We start from the raw sequence: 17683 nt of genomic DNA, 5'->3' as shown, positions 1-17683 counted from the left end.
TACGCACGAATCCATACATATCTCGCCAAGTTACCCAAGGTGGCGGGCGGCGGACGGTTCAGGTGGGCCATTCCGTGACGGGACCGTACGCAGAGATCGCGGTGACTGTTACACGACGTACGGTTTCCCGTGAAACAAGCTCCGTAGCGTAGGGCCGCAGAATCGGTCCGGGGCCAGTCCCGGAGGCGGTCGCGTGCGCGGTCGAGTTCCGCGTCCGGGTCGGTCTCGGCAGTGATGGCGAGAGCGCGCGGGCCGGTTGAACCGCCCCGCCCCGACCGGGTCCGTCCGATCCGCCCCGACCGGGTCCGCCCGATCCGCCCTGACGAGGAGTGCCCGATGTCCGACCAGCGTCGCTCTGTGATCCGCACCGTTGCCGTCGCGTCCGGTGCGCTCGTCGCGCTGCTGCTGCCCGCCGGTGCGGCTGTCGCCGCCGATACGACCGGGCCGGTGGCCGGCGACCGTACGGCGATCATGCTGCCGGACAACGGTCTGGCCGGGCTGGCGGAGAAGGTGGGCCATCTGCCGACGGCGCTCCTCGTCGCCGGAGTGGGCGCGCTGGCGGCGTTCGGCATGGTGGGCCTGGCGATGCGTCGGCGCCGCCAGGGCTCCGCGCTGGGCGCCGCCACCGCGAACCACCGCGAGGCGTGACGGGCCCGACGGACTGACGGGCCCGACGGACTGACGGGCCGACGGACTGACGGGCCGACGGACTGACGGGCCGACGGGCCGACCGTCCCGAAGCGCCTACCGCCCCCTCCTCGTGCCGCACCCCGCCTCGGCCCGCGCATAAAGCGCCACCCGCCCGCCATGGACCGCCCGGCTCCGGCACAGGACGAACGCCTCGCGGAGCGTTGTGCGTTTGGCGATTTCCTGGTCGTTGGGGTCGTCCGGCTGGTCGGGGCCGTCACCCACGACCACGAGGCGGCCGGTGGGGGTGGTGAGCATGCGGTAGCGGATGGTGTCGCCGGAGGGTTCGGTGCCGTAGAGGGTGTGCGAGGCGACCGGGTCGCGGCGCAGGGCCAGATCGTGCAGGTCACGGTAGGCGTCGGGGCGGGCGGCGACCCAGACGCGGCGGCGGGCCGGGGTGAAGAGCAGGCCGTCGCCGGGCCCGGCGAGTGCGCGTACGGCGTGGGCGACGGCCGTACCGTCGTCGACCCGGCTGACGGGCGTCCGCAGCCGGATGTCCACGGGCAGCAGCGCCGCGACGGCCAGGGCCAGCGCGAGGGCGCGCCGCCGTAGCCGGGTGCCGGTCTGGCCGTCCTCCCCCGCCGGGCGCAGCAGCCGGGCCAGCGCGGCACCGGCCAGCAGCGCGAAGCCTGCCAGGGAGAAGAGGACGTAGCGGTCGACGTAGGCCGGTTCGGCGGAGGAGAGCAGGAAGAGGAGGAAGGTGGGGAGCAGGAGCAGGGGGAGGCCGAGGGCGCGCAGGCCGAGGGGACCGCGGGAGCGGATGCGGGCGCGGGAGCAGGCGATGCCGGTGGCGGCGAGGACCGCGAAGGTGAGCAGTTGCAGCGGGTCGGGCCAGATCAGCCAGCTGAGCTGGCCGGACTGGCGGGTGCTGTAGAGGGCGAGCGGGGCGAGTCCGGTGAGGACGCCGGTGACGGTGAGGGCCCAGGTACGCAGGGTGCGGCGCGGCAGTCGGCCGAGGATGAGCGCGGCGCCGTGCACCGGCAGCACCAGGGCGGCGAACTCGTGCAGCAGACACGCCGTCAGCATCAGGGCCGCGTAACCGGCCCACAGGGCGCGGCGCGAGCGGCCGGGCGCCTGCCTGGTGTGGACCGCGATCCGTACGAGCAGAGAGCAGGCCCAGACGACCAGGGCGCAGACCAGCGCGTACGAGCGGCCTTCCTGGGCGTACTGCTGCACGGGCGGGAGCAGCGCGAACGCGATACCGGCCCAGCGGCCGGTGCGGCGTCCGACGAGGAGGTTCCCGAGGAGCGCGACACCGGCAGCGGCCACGGTCATGGCGGCGAGGGACGGCAGGCGCAGGGCGACGACGTCCTCGCAGAGGGTCCGGCCGACGGCACCGCCGAACGCCGGGCCGAGGAGCCCGCCGGGCCCGAGGACCGCTTCGTAGGCGGTGAACCAGAGGTGCATCAGCGCGTAGTAGAGGCCGTGCACCACGTCGACGTGGCGGAGGGTGGCCCAGAGCGCGGCGGGTGCGCGGTGCGCCATGTCGTACGTGACGATCTCGTCGCGCCACATGGCGCCGTCTCGGCGCAGCCCCCAGGCGCCGAGCGCGCACATCAGCGCGGCGGGTACCGGCACCACCGTGTCCCGCAGCCGCCGGGCCCGCGGCGCGAGGGGCGCGGGGGTCTCCGCCGGGGTTTCGGGGGCCGGTTCGGTCCGGGTGGCGTCGATGGCGGGCTCCGGTCGCGTTCTGGGCGAGCGGTCCGGCGGGGGCGTGCGGTGGCCCGTGCACATCAGGAGGGTGCTCACCCGGGGAGGGGCGGTTTCCTGCTCGCCCCTGGGGAGAGCCCGGACCCTACCCCTTAGGGGCCGGGCCGCCGCTCCCCTCGGACGGCAGGTCGGCTTCGCTCTCCCGGCGGGCTGCCCCTACGGGGTCGGCCGCGGTTCCCGTACGGGTCCGGGCGTACGGCCTCCGGGGCGAGCCCGGGGCGCGTCCCGTACGGGACGAGGTGATGCCCCGTAAGAGACCTGTTCCGGGACGGAGACGGCCCCGTACGGGATGAGGGCCGGCTCCCCGTACGGGACGAGGGCGGGCGTGCTCACCCCGTACGGGGCCGGGCTCAGGCGAGGCGGGTCAGCTTGGCGCCGAAGGTGGGCGCGGTCAGGTCCTCGGCGAGGGCGACGGGCACCTGCTGGGTGCTGTCGCCGCTGCCGACGGTCAGCACGCCGACCTCGGTCCCGGCCTTGGCGGTGTGCGGGACGGTCTTGCCGCCGCTGCCGATCGAGAAGGCGGCCTTCAGACCGGGCCAGCCCACCGCGGTGAGGTCCTTGGTGGCGACGACGGGCGTCTCACCGCCGAGACCGTCATCGACGTAGCCGACGACCTGCCCCTTCTTGACGACGGTGTCGGCGACCAGCGCCTCCCTGGCCGCCGTGATCACCTTCGCGCTGTTGTCGAGCGCCAGCTTGAGGTGCGCGTTGGGGTCGGAGCTGCTGGTGCGCTGGTCCATCGTGACGCCGAGCAGCAGCTGGTCCTTGCCGCCGACGGTGCGGTACGCGGCCCACATGAAGGCGCCGCCCGCGGGCGTGCTGGAGCCGGTCTTGATGCCGCGTACGACGTACGGCATCGTCGTGAGCAGGCTGTTGTTGTTGAACAGCCGCTCGGGCAGCCCGTCGATCTGGACGTTCTCGGTGGCGACGACGGCGCGGAACGCACCGTTCTTCATCACCTCACGGGCGAGCTTGAGCTGATCGACGGCGGTACTGACCGTCGTCTTCGCCAGGCCGCTGGGGTCGGTGTACGTCGTGTTCGTCATGCCGAGCTTGGCGGCGGCGTCGTTCATCTTCTTCACGAACGCCTCCTCGCTCCCGGCGTCCCAACGGGCCAGCTGACGGGCGGCGTTGTTGCCGGAGGGGATCATCAGCATCTGGAGCATCTGCGTCTGGTTGAACTTCTGCCCCTCCTGCAGCGGCACCCGCGACTCGTCCTTGTTCTTCGAGTCGGCCGCCGCCTTGGCGTCGATGGTGAGGGTGGCGCCCTTCTCGCCCTTCTTCAGCGGGTGGTCGCGCAGGATGACGTAGGCCGTCATGACCTTGGCGACGCTCGCCGTCGGCACCGGCTTCTGCGGCCCCGACGTGCCGAGGCTGCCGACGCCGACGACCTCCGCCGCGGACTGCCCCTGACCGGGCCACGGCATGGAGAGTTTGCCGCCCTTGAAGGTGAACGCGGTCGACTCGCCGACGGCCAGCGTCGGCTCCGGCAGCGTGCGCAGCGACTGGACGACCACGAAGATGATCGCCAGCAGGATGGCCAGCGGCGTCCAGATCTTGAACCGCCGGACGACGGTACGGAGCGTGGTCTCGGGCGGCGGCGGGGTGTTGGTGAGCTGCGCGAGCAGGTCGAGGGGCGGCAGCGGCTCCTGCCGGGTCCGCTCACTCGCGGGCAGCGCCTCCGGCTGCGGCCCGGCGGTGGCACCGGCGGGCGGCTTACCGGGCTTGGCGGACTTGTCGGCTGCGGACTTCTCCGCGCCGGACTTCTCCGCTGCGGACTTCTCCGTTCCGGGCTCACCGGACGCCGAGCGGCTCGCCGCGGCGGCCGCACCGGCACCCGCCGTCGCGCTGCCGTCCTTCTCGCCCGGCTTGGCGGCCGTCTTACCGATGGACCGCCCGGCGGCACCGGTGTCGTCCGACTTCAGCGCGACGAACTGACTGGTGCGCTCGGCTTCCCGCTCGGCGCCCTTGGCCTTGGCTGCGTCCTTGGCCTCGGCCTTGTCCGCAGACTTGGCCTCGGCCTTGTCCGCAGACTTGCCCTCGCCCTCGCCCTCGCCCTTGTCCGCAGCCTTGGCCTCGGCCTTGGGGGCCTTTGCGTCCTTGGCCTCGCCCTTCTCGGACTCCTTGCTCTTACCGTCGGCTCCGGTCGCGCCCTTCGGCTCCGCCTCGGGCTTCTCCTTGCCCTCGGGCTTCGCCTTCTCCTCCGGCTTCTCCTTGCCCTTGAGCTTTGCGATGGTGAAGGCGCGGGTGGCGTCGTCGACGGGCTCCTCGTCCGCACCGGACTTCTTGCCCTTGGTCGTGAAAACGGCCGTCGGCCGGTCCTCGTCGTCGTCCTCGTCGTCGTCCTCGTCCGACGCGTCGGCGCCGTCCGCTACGGACACGTCGTCGCTCTTGGAGGCCGCGGCGTCACCCTTGCCGCTCGTGTCCTCGGCGTCGGACTCCTTACGCCCCGCAGCCTCGGCCTTCCCTTCATCGGCGGACTCGGTGCTGTCCGCACCCTCGCCACCGGCGTCGGTGTCCGCGTCCGCACCGGCGGAGCCGTCATCGCCATCGGCGGGATCAGCGCCGTCGGAGGCATCGGCGCTCTCCGCACCATCGTCCTTACCCGCGACCCAGGCGGCAACGGCGGTCCGCAGCCGGTCTTCGCCCGGCCCGTCGCCGCCATCGGCAGCCTCATCCGTCTCGGCGGACTCGGTGGACTTGGCTGCCTCGGAGGACCCATCGGCCTCGGAAGCCCCAGAAGCCCCGTCCGTCGCCGTCTCCGGCTTCTTCTGCGCCGCAGCGTCCCCGGACGCCTCGGCGGCCTCAGAAGCCCCGCGTTCGGCGTTCTCGGCCTCCGTGGCCTCCGCGTCCTTATCCGCCTCCGCCGGCTCCCCCCGGAGGACGGCGAGGCGCGGGTCGTTCGCGCCCCGCGCCTTCCCCGACGCCTGCTTCTTGCCCGACTTGTCGGGGGACTCGCCCGCCACCGATGTCTCCTTCGTATGTCGCACTGTCTGACCCAGTGTTCTCAAGTGTCCTGTGTTCGCGCGGCACGCATCCGCCGCCCCGCGCCACCTCGTCCCGCCGCACCCCATGGAGGTCGCCGTCGACGCACTAGACGAGAACGACATACCTGCAGGTTCCCTGCCGAACCCCCCACGCACTCTCGACAGATGAATGTGAGAGGGGTCACCCTGTCATGCATCCACGCGGGGAGGCATGGATGGGCAGGAGCCGCAGAACAATTCCGGAGGAGCTTCTGCTGCTGGCTTTGGACCCGGCAACGGGCACCACAGCGCAGCCGCAGTCGCTCGACCTCGGCCTGGCCGGGGCCCAGCTAGTGGAGCTGGCTCTGGCAGGACGGATAGCCCCGGACGGGGATCGTATCGCCGTGGTGATGCCACGGCCGACCGGAGATCCGACTCTGGACTCCGCGCTCGAACTGCTGCGGCGACGCGGCAGTCCGGTGCGCGCGGTCCACTGGATCGGCGGGCCCCGGCTGGGGCTGCGCCAGACGTACCTCTCGCATCTCGAACGCTGCGGCATGGTTCATGCCGTGGAGGGGCAGATGTGCGGGGTGCTGCCGACGACGCGCTACCAGGCGACGGAGACGGCCATCAGCCGGGAAATCAGGGCCCGGCTCGACACCGCGATCCGCACCGGCGTACCGCCGGACCCGCGGACCGCGGCGCTCGCCGCGCTGGCCCATGCGGTCGGACTCGGCAAGCACCTCTACCCGGGGAACGAAGGGCGTTCATCACGCTCCCGCCTCCGGGATCTGATCCGGCACGACCCCATGGGCGGACTGGTCGCGCACGCGGTCATGGACGTCCAGAACGGCGCCGCGGCGCAGCCACGGCGGACACCGGCGGCGGGTTCGGGCCACGGCCCGGCGCGGCAGCCGGCCGGCCGGGGCGCGGCGAACGCGTCCGGAGTGCCGGTCCCCTCACGGCACGGGCACGGCAGCATGGCCCGGGCCGGCGCACGTTGATCACAGGGGGCGTGCGGGGCGGTGCGTGCGCCGTCCGCGCGCTCCCGTGATGCTCCGGTCGGCGCCCCGTCCCGGCGTCCCGTACGCCGCTGGGGCGCCGACCGGCTGCAGAACCGTCCCCACGAGCCCGTTCGGGAGCCGTAGTTGGCGCGGGACGGCGGGTCGGCCGCTCCGGACGACGGCCGGTCCGCCGTCCCGCGCCGTGGCGTGCTCGCCTTCTGTGTGCGTTTGACTGCGCGGCGTCCACCCGGGGTGGCACCCTGCTGGCACGGAACAAGCAGTACGGACCCGGAGGTGCACGTCCCGTGGCGTCCCATGTCAACCCCACCGTCAGACGACGCCGGTTGGGCCAGGAGCTGCGCAGGCTCCGTGAGCTCAAGGGCATGACGGCGGAGGAGGTGGCCGAGCGGCTGCTGGTCTCGCAGTCGAAGATCAGCAGGCTGGAGAACGGCCGCCGCAGCATCAGTCAGCGCGACGTCCGCGATCTGTGCGGTGTCTACGAGGTGGACGACCGCCGGATAGTGGATTCGCTGATGCAGATGGCCAAGGACTCCCGGCAGCAGGGCTGGTGGCACGCGTTCGGCGACATCCCGTACAGCGTCTACATCGGGCTGGAGACCGAGGCCGCCTCACTGCGGGTCTATGAGTCGCTGCTGGTGCCGGGGCTGCTGCAGACGCCGCGGTACGCCCGGGCGGTGATTCCGGGCGTGCTGCCGGAGCTCGCCGCCGATCAGCTGGAGAAGCGGATCCAGGTGCGGCTGCGGCGTCAGGAGCGGGTCGATGATCCCGACAGTCCGCTGCGGCTGTGGGTGGTGCTGGACGAGAGCGCGCTGCGGCGGGTGGTGGGCAGTCCCGCCGTCATGCGTGAGCAGCTGGAGCATCTCGTCGAGATGAGCGCCCTGCCGCATGTGACGGTGCAGGTGCTGCCGTACGACACGGGAGCGCATGCCGGAATGTCCGGCACGTTCTCCATTCTCGAATTCAACGCCACCTCCGATTCGAGCGTGGTCTATATCGAGGGCGTCACGAGTGATCTGTATCTGGAGAAGACGAACGACGTCAACAAGTACACGATCATGTATGAACATCTGCGGGCACAGGCGTTGAATGCCGAACAGAGCCGGGACTTCATCGCGGCGATTGCGAAGCGACATGCCGATGCGGTGAGTTGAAGCCCTTTCCACGGAATTGACGGGTGGGGCCGGGAGGCGCCGCGCGGGCGGGGAGGGGCAGGAGGCGCCGGTCGGAAGGGGTGCGGAATCAGCCCCTCCGGCAGAGGGATCCGCAAGGTACACCGGCGCCCGGCGGCTTGAAAAGGGATCAAGGAATTCGCCATTCGGAAGGGTGAACTGCTCCTGCCGCAAGGGAAGTTGGCGCGTAGCGTCAGCACTACCGAATCCGCGGCAACTCACAGTAGTCGGAGCGAACAGTGAACAAGGTCATGCAGCCCAATTCCGCGTTCTCCTGGACGAAGTCCTCGTACTCCGGCGGTAACGGCGCCTGCGTCGAAATCGCCGTACCGGCCGCCGAGGCGATTGCGGTGCGCGACTCGAAGGACCCCGAAGGCCCGCGCCTCACCTTCGACAACTCCGCCTGGAGCACCTTCGTCTCGGATGTCGCCGACGGCGCCTTCGACCTGGCCTGACCGGCCCGTCGTTCCGCCGCGCCTCCATCGCGCGGCACCGAGCCCTCTCGACCGGATCCCCTGTCCAGGCCGAGGGGGCTCTCCCCTGTCCGGACCCGGGTGCGGCCCCCTGTGCCGGGACGGGCGGGCGGCTTAAGCTCCGGCGACCGAGCTGACGCGGGGGTGGCCCGCGCGCGAGCGATTGGAGTCGCCATGACGGATCCGGCCCAGAGCCCGTCCACGGTTCCCGCCCCGGGGCTCGCCTCCCGGGCGGCGCGGACGGGGAGTTCTCCGGTGCGCGACATTCTGGCGCTGACCGCGCGGCCCGAGGTCATCTCGTTCGCCGGTGGGCTGCCCGCGCCGGAGCTGTTCGACGCCGTGGGGATAGCCGACGCGTTCCGGCACGTGCTGACCGAGCAGCCGCGGCGGGCGCTGCAGTACTCGCCGACCGACGGCGATCCGGAGCTGCGCGCCGCGGTCGCGGGCCGGGTCTCCGCCCGGGGGCTGACGACCGCCGCGGACGATCTGATCGTGACCACCGGGTCGCAGCAGGGGCTGACGCTGCTGACGACGGCGCTGCTGGAGCCCGGTGACGTGGTGCTCGTCGAGGACCCGTGCTATCTCGCGGCGTTGCAGATCTTCTCGCTGGCGGGGGCACGGGTGGTGCCGGTGCCCACGGACGACGAGGGGCTGGTCCCGGAGGCGTTGGACGAGATCGCCGCGCGGGTCGGGCCCAAGCTGCTCTATCTGGTGCCGACGTTCCAGAACCCGACGGGCCGGACGCTGTCGGCCGAGCGGCGGGCAGCGGTGGCTGCGGTCGCGGCCCGGCGGGGGCTGTGGATCGCGGAGGACGATCCGTACGGGGAGCTGCGGTTCGAGGGGGAGCCGGTGCCGTGGATCGCGTCGTTCCCGGGGGCGGAGGACCGTACGGCGCTGCTGGGGTCGTTCTCGAAGGTGATGGCGCCGGGGCTGCGGCTGGGGTGGCTGCGGGCCCCGGCCGGGCTGCGGCGGGCCTGTGTGATCGCGAAGCAGGCCGCGGACCTGCATTCCTCGACCGTCGATCAGGCGGCCGCCGCGCGCTATCTGGCGGTGGCGGACCTGGACGCGCATCTGGTGCGGGTGCGGGAGGCGTACCGGGCGCGGCGGGACACGCTGCTCGGCGGGCTGGGCGACGCGCTGCCCGTGGGGTCGCGGTGGAACCGTCCGGCGGGCGGCATGTTCGTCTGGGCGACGCTGCCCGAGGGGTACGACGCGGCGGCGCTGCTGCCCGGGGTGGTGCGGCATGACGTGGCGTACGTCCCGGGGGCGCCGTTTTTCGCGGGGACACCGGACGCGACGGCGATGCGGCTCTCGTTCGTGACGCATCCGCCGGAGGAGATCGGCGAGGGGCTGGTCCGGTTGGGTGCGGCGCTGCGGGACGCCCGTCCCACGGGCTGAACGGCGCGGGGCGTTCCGGGGCGCGGCTTCGTCCGTGCGGCTTCGTCCGTGGGGCGTTCCTTCCGGCGGGTCGGTGGGGCGCCGCGCGGGATCCCGCTCCCGTGCGGCCGGTCGCCGTGCCGCCGGAGCGGGACGGTGGGTGGCCGTGCTGGTCGGGCCTGCGGAGCCCGGCGAAGTGTCCGCACATCGTGGGGGCGGCGGCGGACGGGGGACAACGCCCCGGCCGGTCAAGAGCAGGCAAAATCGTTCGGCTTGGTGACCGTCGTTCATATCTGTGATCCGCAGGGCCTTGACCGGCCCGTCCGGCGAACGGTTCAATCCCCCAAGTCCCCGCTCCCGCACGGGGAACCGCCCTACGGAACGTCACGGCGAAGTGGTCCACGTTCACCAGGCGGACCCCTGGAGGGGGCATGAACAGTCTCGACTGGGCTGTGCTCATCGGCTATTTCGGCGTGATGGTCGCGATCGGTGTGTGGTCACACCGGCGGGTCGACGACGTCGGAGACTTCTTCACCGCGGGCGGCCGGATGCCATGGTGGCTGTCCGGCATCTCGCACCACATGTCCGGCTACAGCGCGGTGATGTTCACCGGCTATGCGGGCATCTCGTACCAGTACGGCATCACCTCGTACGTCACCTGGTCGTTCCCGATCGCGGTGGGTATCGCCATCGGGGCGCGACTGTTCGCGCCGCGGCTGAACCGGCTGCGGTCGCGGCTGCACGTGGCCTCGCCGCTGGAGTACCTCAAGAGCCGCTACAACCTGCCGACGCAGCAGGCGCTGGCCTGGTCGGGGGTGCTGTTGAAGATCGTGGACGTGGGCGCCAAGTGGGCGGCGATCGCGACGCTGTTGTCGGTGTTCACGGGCATGTCGCTCAACCAGGGCATCCTCATCACCGGTGTCGTCACCGGGATCTACTGCACCGTCGGCGGACTGTGGGCGGACGCGCTGACCGAGCTGGGGCAGTTCGTCATCCAGTTACTGGCCGGGGTGGCGATGCTGGTGGCGGTCCTGGCGCAGCTCGGGGGTTTCGGGGCGCTGTGGACGGCGTGGGACCGGCTGCCGGCGGGGCACACCGCGCCGACCGCCGGGCCGTACACGCTGACGTTCCTGCTGGCGTATCTCTTCATCAAGACCTTCGAGTACAGCGGCGGGATGTGGAACCAGGCGCAGCGCTACATGGCGACGCGCAGCGCGCGGGAGGCGGTGCGGTCGGCGCGGCTGTCGGCGGCGTTGTGGCTGGTGTGGCCCGCGGTGTTGTTCTTCCCGATGTGGATGGCGCCGCTGCTGGTACGGGCGCAGAAGCCGGACGCGTCGGACGCGTATGCGCTGCTGACCGAACGGCTGTTGCCGCACGGGCTGTTGGGTCTTGTCGTGGTCGGGTTCTTCTCCCACACGATGGCGATGTGCTCGTCGGACGCGAACGCGATCTCGGCGGTGTTCACCCGGGACATCGCCCCGGCGCTGCCGAAGGTGGGGGAACGGGTGCGTGGCTGGTCGCACCGGGCGGGGCTGCTGGCTGCGCGGCTGTCGACGGTGGCGTTCCTGGCGCTGTCGATGGCCATCGCGACGCAGGTCAACTCGCCGGCGTTCAAGGACATCATCACCGTGGTCATCAAGTGGGTGGCCGGGCTGGTCGGGCCGATCTCGATCCCGTTCCTGCTCGGCATGGTGCGGCAGTGCCGCAGGTCCGGGCCGACGGCGGCGCTGGTGTCGTGGGCGGCGGGCCTGTTCGCGTTCTGGCTGACGAACTACGGGATCGACGGGGTGCAGCTGCAGATCCAGATCGTGGCGCCGGTGGCCACCTCGCTGGTGCTGTTCCTGCTGATCGGCCTGGTCAGGCCGGAGGACACCCCGGAGCGGGACGCGGTCCTGGACCGGATCAACGGGGACGGGGACGGCGAGGACGGATTCGGGCCCGCCCGGCGGCTCCCCGGGCAGCGGGCGGACGGGGCGGCGGGGCGCGCGGGGAGGGCGTGAGGGGGCGCGAGAGGGGCGGGCGCGCGCCGGGGGCGGGCCCTTGGCCGGGGCCCGTTGGCCCGGGGCGGTCTCTCCCCCGGACCCGTCAGGCCCTCGGGTAGCGGGCCAGCCAGCCCGGGGCGGAGCCGGCGGGGCCGTGCAGGGCCGGGCCCTGGGTCATCTCCAGGGCGAAGTCGTCGGCGAGCTGGAGGATGGTGTCACGGCCCTCCAGCTCGACCAGCCAGACGGGGGGCAGCGCCGTCTCGCCGTGCAGGGTGCCGAGGAGGTTGCCGCAGACGGCGCCGGTGGAGTCGCTGTCGCCGTCGTGGTTGACGGCGAGCAACAGGCCGTGCCGGACGTCCTCGGCGACGAGCGCGCAGTAGACGCCGATGGAGAGCGCCTCCTCGGCCGTCCAGCCCTCGCCGAGCGATGCGACCCGGGCGGCCGTCGGCATGCCCTGCCGTACGGCGCCGAGCGCCCGCTTGAGGGCTTCGGTGGTCTCCTCGTGGTCGGGGCGGGTGGCGAGGTGGGCGAGGGCGTTCTGCACGGCGCTGTCGAGGTCGTCGCCGCGTGCCAGGGCGTGGCTGATGACGGCGAAGGCTCCGGCCGCGAGGTAGCCGGTGGGGTGGCCGTGGGTCTGGGCGGCGCATTCGACGGCGAGCTGGAAGACGAGCTGCGGCTCCCAGCCGACGAGCAGTCCGAACGGCGCGGAGCGCATCACGGCACCGCACCCCTTGGAGTCGGGGTTCTTCGGCTTGTCCAGGGTGCCCATGGTGTCGTCGCCGAGGCCGGTGAGGCAGGCGCGGCCCGGTGCGCGGCGGGAGTACAGCCACTCCTCGCGGGCCAGCCAGCCGTCGTCCTCCTTACGCTCGTCCGGGCCCCAGTCGCGCTGGGTGGCGGCCCAGCGGAGGTAGGCGCGGTGCACGTCGGTGGGCGGGTGCCAGGCGCCGGTGTCGCGGCGGACCTGGGCGCGGATCAGGCCGTCGACGGTGAACAGCGTCATCTGGGTGTCGTCGGTGACCGCGCCGCGCCGCCCGAAGGCGGGGACGAAGTCGGTGACGCCTTCCTGGCCGTGGGCCTCGCGGATGGCGTCCAGGGAGTCGAACTCGATGCCCGCGCCGAGCGCGTCGCCGATCGCACCGCCGAGCAGGCAACCGCGGACCCGGCTGCGGAAGTCCTGCTGTTCGGCACGGCCCCAGATGGCGGTGGTACCGGTGCCGCCTGCCGCTGCGTTCACTGTGCCCTCCCGAACCCCACAACGCCCGTCCGGCCCCGTACGGACCCTCTGGCGCAGCACTGTAATCGACCAGGATTGATCGGTTCGGGACAGGAACGGAATGCGACAAGACGCCCATCAGGCGGCTTTTGGTCGGTCCGCTCCCGATCGGTGCGCGTCCGCCCGAGACCTCCGTACGAGGCGGGCACCCGGGGACGGACGGCCTGGTGGGGCGGGGCGCGCGGCCCGGGTGGCGGCGGTTTTCCGGGCGCCCGCCGGGCCGTGGGGCCGCTTTCAGGCGGGAGTTCGAAGATGGCGGCGGTCCGGGGTGGGCATGCTCCCCGCATGTCCGAGTACGAGTGGGACCGCACCACGATGGCCGTCGTCGCCACCGCTCTCTCCGGCGACAGCGACGGCGCGGTGGAACTCCTCCGGCCGCTCCCGCACCGCGATGTCTGCCATGTCGCGGTCCGGCTGGCGGCCATGGCCGCGGACGCGCTGATCACCGCCGCGCAGGACTCCGGCGGCGATCGCGCGGAGGCACTGTCGCAGTGGCAGCAGTGCATCCTCCAGCACGAGGCGGAGTACGACGGGGGTGCGCCGCCTTAGGGACGTGCCACCCAAGGGGTGCGCCGCCGGGCCTGGGCACCCGGGGATCCGCCGGGGCGGGGCGCCCGCATGCCGCCGGGCGCCCCTCGTACCGTCGTACGCCTCAGTCGAGGACCGGCAGCAGCTCCGGCAGGTGGCCGTCCGAGGCGTGCGCGGCGCGCTGACGTTCCTCGGGCACCGGGCCGTACGTCGTGTTGCGGGCCCGGGCCGGGCGGCCCGCGGCGTCGGCGATGGCGAGCAGGCCCTGGATGGAGCGGTAGGAGCCGTAACTGGAGCCCGCCATCCGGGAGATGGTCTCCTCCATGAGGGTGCCGCCCAGGTCGTTGGCGCCGGAGCGGAGCATCTCGGCGGCGCCCTCCGTGCCGAGCTTTACCCAGCTGGTCTGGATGTTGGTGATGTGCGGGTGGAGCAGCAGCCGCGCCATGGCCGTCACCGCGCGGTTGTCGCGGGTGGTGGGGCCGGGGCGGGAGATGCCCGCGAGGTAGACCGGGGCGTTGGTGTGGATGAACGGCAGGGTGACGAACTCCGTGAAGCCCTCGACGCCCTTGGCGGCGGCAGACTGCTGGATCTCGGCCAGCAGCCGCAGATGGCCCAGCCAGTGCCGCGGCTGGTCGACATGGCCGTACATCATCGTCGACGACGAGCGGATGCCCAGCTCATGGGCGGTCTTGATGACCTCGACCCAGGTGGCGGTGGGCAGCTTGCCCTTGGTGAGGACCCAGCGGACCTCGTCGTCGAGGATCTCCGCAGCAGTGCCGGGGATGGTGTCGAGCCCGGCGGCCTTCGCCTCGGCCAGCCAGTCCCGGATGGACAGGCCCGTCCGCGTCGCGCCGTTGACGACCTCCATGGGGGAGAAGGCGTGGACGTGCATCCCCGGGACGCGTTCCTTGACGGCGCGCGCGATGTCGAAGTACGCCGTGCCGGGCAGGTCGGGGTGGATGCCGCCCTGCATGCACACCTCCACCGCGCCGACGTCCCACGCCTGCTGGGCGCGGTCGGCGACCTGCTCCAGGGAGAGCGTGTAGGCGTCGGCGTCGGTGCGGCGCTGCGCGAAGGCGCAGAACCGGCAGCCGGTGTAGCAGACGTTGGTGAAGTTGATGTTCCTGGTGACGATGTACGTGACGTCGTCGCCGACCGTGTCGCGGCGCAGCTCGTCGGCGATCTTGCACAGGGCGTCGAGGGCCGGGCCGTCGGCGTGCAGCAGCGCCAGGGCCTGGGGGTCGGTGAGCTGCGTCGGGTCGTCGGCCGCCTGCGACAGCGCCTCGCGGACGTCGGCGTCGAGCCGGGAGGGCACCATCCCGGGGGCGGCGGCCTCGCGCAGCGCCTCCCAGTCGCCGTAGACGTTGTCGAAGTCGTCGCGGCGGTCGCCGGTGCGACCCTCGGTGTCGATGGTGCGGTGCAGGTCGGTGCGGCCGGAGGGGGCCAGCGAGAAGCCCTCGTCGGGCTCCTGCCAGGGGCGGCCCACGACGGGAGCGTCCTCGTCGGCGAGGCCCGTGTCGTCGGCCAGGGCGCGGACGTGCGGCAGCAGCCGCGGGTCGAGCCAGGGCTCGCCCCGACGGAGGAACTCGGGGTAGATGGGCAGCCGTTCGCGCAGGGCGAAGCCGGCGGTAGCGGTGCGCTCGGTGAGCTCGTCGATCTGGGGCCAGGGACGCTCGGGGTTCACGTGATCGAGGGTGAGCGGTGAAACACCGCCCCAGTCGTCGATGCCCGCGCCGATGAGCATCTCGTACTCGCCGTCGACAAGGTTGGGCGGCGCCTGGATACGGGTCGAGGGACCCATGACGAGCCGGGCCACCGCGATCGTCGCGGCCAGCTCCTCCAGTTCGGCATCCGGCATCCCGCGCATGGCCGTGTCCGGCTTGGCGCGGAAGTTCTGCATGATGAGTTCCTGAATGCCGTGGTAGGAGCGCTGGATGCGGCGCAGCGCGAAGAGTGATTCGGCACGCTCCTCGTAGGTCTCACCGATGCCGACCAGCAGGCCGGTGGTGAAGGGAACGTTGGAGCGGCCGGCGTCCTCCAGGACACGCAGCCGGACGGCCGGATCCTTGTCGGGCGAGCCGTGGTGCGGTCCGCCCGGCTCACTCCACAGTCGCTCGGCCGTCGTCTCCAGCATCATGCCCAGGGAGGGCGCGACCGGCTTGAGGCGCTGGAAGTCCGTCCACGACATCACGCCGGGGTTGAGGTGGGGCAGCAGCCCGGTCTCCTCCAGGACCCGGATGGCCATGGCGCGCAGGTAGGAGATGGTGTCGTCATAGCCGTGCGCCTCCAGCCACTCACGGGCCTCGGGCCAGCGGTCCTCGGGCTTGTCCCCGAGGGTGAACAGGGCCTCCTTGCAGCCCATCTCAGCGCCGCGCCGGGCGACGTCGAGCACCTCTTCCGGCGACATGAACATGCCGTGGCCGTCGCGGCGCAGCTTGCCGGGGACGGTGACGAACGTGCAGTAGTGGCACTTGTCGCGGCACAGGCGGGTGAGCGGGATGAACACGCCACGGGAGTACGTGATGACGCCGGGGCGTCCGGCGGCGTCCAGACCGGCGTCCCGCACCCGGGCGGCGCTCGCGCAGAGGTCCTTCAGATCGTCGCCGCGGAGCTGGAGGAGCACCGCCGCCTCGCCGGCGTCCAACGCGACGCCGTCCCGGGCCCGGCGCAACGCGCGCCGTACGGCGTTCGCGGCGGGCGGCGCGGAAGGCTCCGTGCCACCGCTCGCCGACGGCGCGTCCGCTCGGTGTGATCCCTGGTCAGGTACCTGCGCGCTGGAAGTCATCCTCTGAGCATACGAGCGCGCACCGACAGCGGAACGCGATCACTGCAAACCTGCGAGCAGAGCCTCCGAGTACTTACGCGTTATGAACTCCAGGGCGTGCCCGTCGGGGTCGTCGATGTACACGCCGCGGCCGCCGTCGTGGTGATTGATGCTCTGTGCGTTCTTATGGCGGGGATCGGCCCAATAGGGAAGGTTCCTGTCCTTTATCCGGCGGAAGATCTCGTCGAACTCGTCCTCCGTCACCAGAAACGCGTAGTGCGTCGGCACGAAGTCGCCGTCGGGTGCGACGTGTTCCGCGAAGTCGAGGACGACGCCGTTGTCGAGGCTGACGGCGGCGAACGGTCCGTAGGCGCGGGGCTCGGGGGTGCCGAGCATCTCCGCGAGGAAACGGGCGGAGGCGAAGCGGTCGGTGCTGTGGACGATCGTGTGGTCGAGCTGCGGCATGGTCATCTCCTAGGAGCCGCGGACTACCGGGCGGGGCCACCTCCCGTACGGGACGGCCGTCGTGCCCGCCCCGCACGGAAACACCCCGTGCCTTCGACGGTACGCCCGGCCGGGCGGCGGCGGATCGGTCCACGGTCGGGGCTCCCCGGGGCGGGCGGATCGGGCAGTGGTCCTAGGACGGGCGGCACCACGAGCGGGCCGCGGGCCCGTCGCGGCAGGTCCGGGCGCCGGGCGAAGGCGGGGACCACGGCGCGTCCTCTGTGGTGCGCGCCCCGCGCCCCGAGGGCTCAGTGGTGGCGTACCGGCGCCTCAGAGGTACTGCGCGTAGTCGTCGAGGGTCCGCAGCACCTCCGGCTCACCGGCGGGCGGCAGTTGCAGCACCACCTCGTCGATGCCGAGGTCCCGGTGGTGGGCCAGTTTGCCGGGTGTGGGGCGGACCGCGAACGGCACCACGGCCGGTTCACCGGTGCGCCCGGCGGCCGTCCACGCCGTACGCAGCGCGGGCAGTGCCTCCCCGAGACCGTGGCCGCCGATGGGCAGCCAGCCGTCGGCGTAGGCGGTGAGGTCCGAGAACAGCCGGGGCCCCGCGGCGCCGCCGAGCAGGACGCGGGGCGCGCCACCGGCCGGTTTGGGGTGGGCGTACGAGGCGCACACGGAGCCGAACGGTCCCTCGTACGCGGTGGGTTCGGGTGCCCACAGGGCCCGCATCAGCGCCATCCGGTCGCGCACCAGGTCCCGCCGGGTGGACCAGCGCACTCCGTGGTCGGCGGCCTCCTCGACGTTCCAGCCGAAGCCGACGCCGAGGGTGAACCGGCCGCCGGAGAGGAAGTCGAGGGTGGCGATCCGCTTCGCCAGGTCGATGGGGTCGTGCTGTGCGACGAGCGTGATGCCGGTGCCCAGCCGCAGCCCCTCGGTGACGGTGGCCGCCTGGCCGAGCGCGACGAACGGGTCGAGGCAGCGGCCGTACTCGTCGGGCAGCGGCTCCCCCATGGGCGCGGGGGTCTCCCGGCTCGCCGGGATGTGGGTGTGCTCGGGAAGGTAGAGGCCGTGGAAGCCGCGCTGCTCCAGCTCTCTGGCCAGGCGGTCGGGCCGGATCGTCTCGTCGGTAAGGAAGATCGTGGTCGCGATCCGCATCCGCGCGCACCTCCGTGTGAGCCGTGTCGGTCAGCGCATGTTGCCTCACCGTCCGCGGGTTATCCACAGCCCTTTCCTGCCGTGTCACACCCGCGTAGAACAGTTTTCACGCGGCGACACACGACGTGGC

Annotated in this window: 13 protein-coding genes; 7 read left to right on the top strand and 6 right to left on the bottom strand. The window is 72.3% G+C overall.

What is annotated here, in order from left to right; all coding sequences use genetic code 11:
* Positions 1–336 precede the first annotated feature (336 nt).
* Positions 337–648 (top strand): hypothetical protein, encoded by a 312-nt coding sequence (locus tag ACFWWQ_RS20230; protein ID WP_384597975.1) that lies wholly within the window; start codon positions 337–339, stop codon positions 646–648.
* A 96-nt stretch (positions 649–744) separates the two neighbouring features.
* Here the strand turns inward: ACFWWQ_RS20230 and ACFWWQ_RS20225 are convergent, their stop codons facing one another.
* Both ACFWWQ_RS20225 and ACFWWQ_RS20220 read right to left on the bottom strand, forming a co-directional pair.
* Positions 745–2436, bottom strand: a complete 1692-nt coding sequence (locus ACFWWQ_RS20225) for a hypothetical protein (protein WP_384597973.1) — start codon at positions 2434–2436, stop codon at positions 745–747.
* Positions 2437–2747: 311 nt separating this feature from the next.
* Positions 2748–5363: a D-alanyl-D-alanine carboxypeptidase gene (locus ACFWWQ_RS20220; RefSeq protein ID WP_384597971.1), complete on the bottom strand. Its 2616-nt coding sequence runs from the start codon at positions 5361–5363 to the stop codon at positions 2748–2750.
* A gap of 236 nt (positions 5364–5599) precedes the next feature.
* On the opposite strand from ACFWWQ_RS20220, the gene ACFWWQ_RS20215 reads away from it, so the two are divergent.
* The 5 genes from ACFWWQ_RS20215 (at position 5600) to ACFWWQ_RS20195 (ending at position 11407) form a co-directional block, all read left to right on the top strand.
* Positions 5600–6367, top strand: coding sequence for a GPP34 family phosphoprotein (locus ACFWWQ_RS20215; protein ID WP_384597969.1), 768 nt, complete (start codon positions 5600–5602; stop codon positions 6365–6367).
* 305 nt (positions 6368–6672) lie between these two features.
* Positions 6673–7539: a helix-turn-helix domain-containing protein gene (locus tag ACFWWQ_RS20210; RefSeq protein WP_384597967.1), complete on the top strand. Its 867-nt coding sequence runs from the start codon at positions 6673–6675 to the stop codon at positions 7537–7539.
* Positions 7540–7808: 269 nt separating this feature from the next.
* Positions 7809–8012 (top strand): DUF397 domain-containing protein, encoded by a 204-nt coding sequence (locus ACFWWQ_RS20205; protein ID WP_384597965.1) that lies wholly within the window; start codon positions 7809–7811, stop codon positions 8010–8012.
* Between the two features lie 192 nt (positions 8013–8204).
* Positions 8205–9428 (top strand): PLP-dependent aminotransferase family protein, encoded by a 1224-nt coding sequence (locus tag ACFWWQ_RS20200; protein ID WP_384597963.1) that lies wholly within the window; start codon positions 8205–8207, stop codon positions 9426–9428.
* A 410-nt stretch (positions 9429–9838) separates the two neighbouring features.
* Positions 9839–11407: a sodium:solute symporter family protein gene (locus tag ACFWWQ_RS20195; RefSeq protein WP_384597961.1), complete on the top strand. Its 1569-nt coding sequence runs from the start codon at positions 9839–9841 to the stop codon at positions 11405–11407.
* 85 nt (positions 11408–11492) lie between these two features.
* Here the strand turns inward: ACFWWQ_RS20195 and ACFWWQ_RS20190 are convergent, their stop codons facing one another.
* The gene (locus tag ACFWWQ_RS20190) at positions 11493–12623 is read right to left on the bottom strand and encodes an ADP-ribosylglycohydrolase family protein (protein WP_384597959.1); all 1131 of its coding nucleotides are present in this window, start codon (positions 12621–12623) and stop codon (positions 11493–11495) included.
* Between the two features lie 324 nt (positions 12624–12947).
* On the opposite strand from ACFWWQ_RS20190, the gene ACFWWQ_RS20185 reads away from it, so the two are divergent.
* The gene (locus tag ACFWWQ_RS20185; RefSeq protein ID WP_143943604.1) at positions 12948–13211 is read left to right on the top strand and encodes a hypothetical protein; all 264 of its coding nucleotides are present in this window, start codon (positions 12948–12950) and stop codon (positions 13209–13211) included.
* Between the two features lie 103 nt (positions 13212–13314).
* On the opposite strand, the gene ACFWWQ_RS20180 is transcribed toward ACFWWQ_RS20185, so the two are convergent.
* From ACFWWQ_RS20180 to ACFWWQ_RS20170, 3 genes are all read right to left on the bottom strand, one after another.
* Positions 13315–15975 carry a bifunctional FO biosynthesis protein CofGH gene (locus ACFWWQ_RS20180; RefSeq protein ID WP_384597957.1) on the bottom strand — a complete coding sequence of 887 codons (2661 nt, stop codon included), beginning with the start codon at positions 15973–15975 and terminating at the stop codon, positions 13315–13317.
* 39 nt (positions 15976–16014) lie between these two features.
* Positions 16015–16419 (bottom strand): VOC family protein, encoded by a 405-nt coding sequence (locus ACFWWQ_RS20175; protein ID WP_384597955.1) that lies wholly within the window; start codon positions 16417–16419, stop codon positions 16015–16017.
* A 309-nt stretch (positions 16420–16728) separates the two neighbouring features.
* Positions 16729–17553 carry a TIGR03619 family F420-dependent LLM class oxidoreductase gene (locus ACFWWQ_RS20170; protein ID WP_384597953.1) on the bottom strand — a complete coding sequence of 275 codons (825 nt, stop codon included), beginning with the start codon at positions 17551–17553 and terminating at the stop codon, positions 16729–16731.
* Between the last annotated feature and the right edge of the window lie 130 nt (positions 17554–17683).

The organism is Streptomyces sp. NPDC059080, assembly GCF_042739975.1.
GTDB classification, from domain to species: Bacteria; Actinomycetota; Actinomycetes; order Streptomycetales; family Streptomycetaceae; genus Streptomyces; species Streptomyces benahoarensis.
Note: the sequence above shows the minus strand (reverse complement) of the source record. Positions and strands in the feature narration are given on the sequence as shown.

Excerpts from the sequence above, each read along its gene's own strand:
- ACFWWQ_RS20230 (WP_384597975.1), top strand. The coding sequence starts at position 337 with ATGTCCGACCAGCGTCGCTCTGTGATCCGCACCGTTGCCGTCGCGTCC.
- ACFWWQ_RS20215 (WP_384597969.1), top strand. The coding sequence starts at position 5,600 with ATGGGCAGGAGCCGCAGAACAATTCCGGAGGAGCTTCTGCTGCTGGCT.
- ACFWWQ_RS20205 (WP_384597965.1), top strand. The coding sequence starts at position 7,809 with ATGCAGCCCAATTCCGCGTTCTCCTGGACGAAGTCCTCGTACTCCGGC.
- ACFWWQ_RS20200 (WP_384597963.1), top strand. The coding sequence starts at position 8,205 with ATGACGGATCCGGCCCAGAGCCCGTCCACGGTTCCCGCCCCGGGGCTC.
- ACFWWQ_RS20195 (WP_384597961.1), top strand. The coding sequence starts at position 9,839 with ATGAACAGTCTCGACTGGGCTGTGCTCATCGGCTATTTCGGCGTGATG.
- ACFWWQ_RS20185 (WP_143943604.1), top strand. The coding sequence starts at position 12,948 with ATGTCCGAGTACGAGTGGGACCGCACCACGATGGCCGTCGTCGCCACC.
- ACFWWQ_RS20180 (WP_384597957.1), bottom strand. The coding sequence starts at position 15,975 with ATGACTTCCAGCGCGCAGGTACCTGACCAGGGATCACACCGAGCGGAC.
- ACFWWQ_RS20175 (WP_384597955.1), bottom strand. The coding sequence starts at position 16,419 with ATGCCGCAGCTCGACCACACGATCGTCCACAGCACCGACCGCTTCGCC.
- ACFWWQ_RS20170 (WP_384597953.1), bottom strand. The coding sequence starts at position 17,553 with ATGCGGATCGCGACCACGATCTTCCTTACCGACGAGACGATCCGGCCC.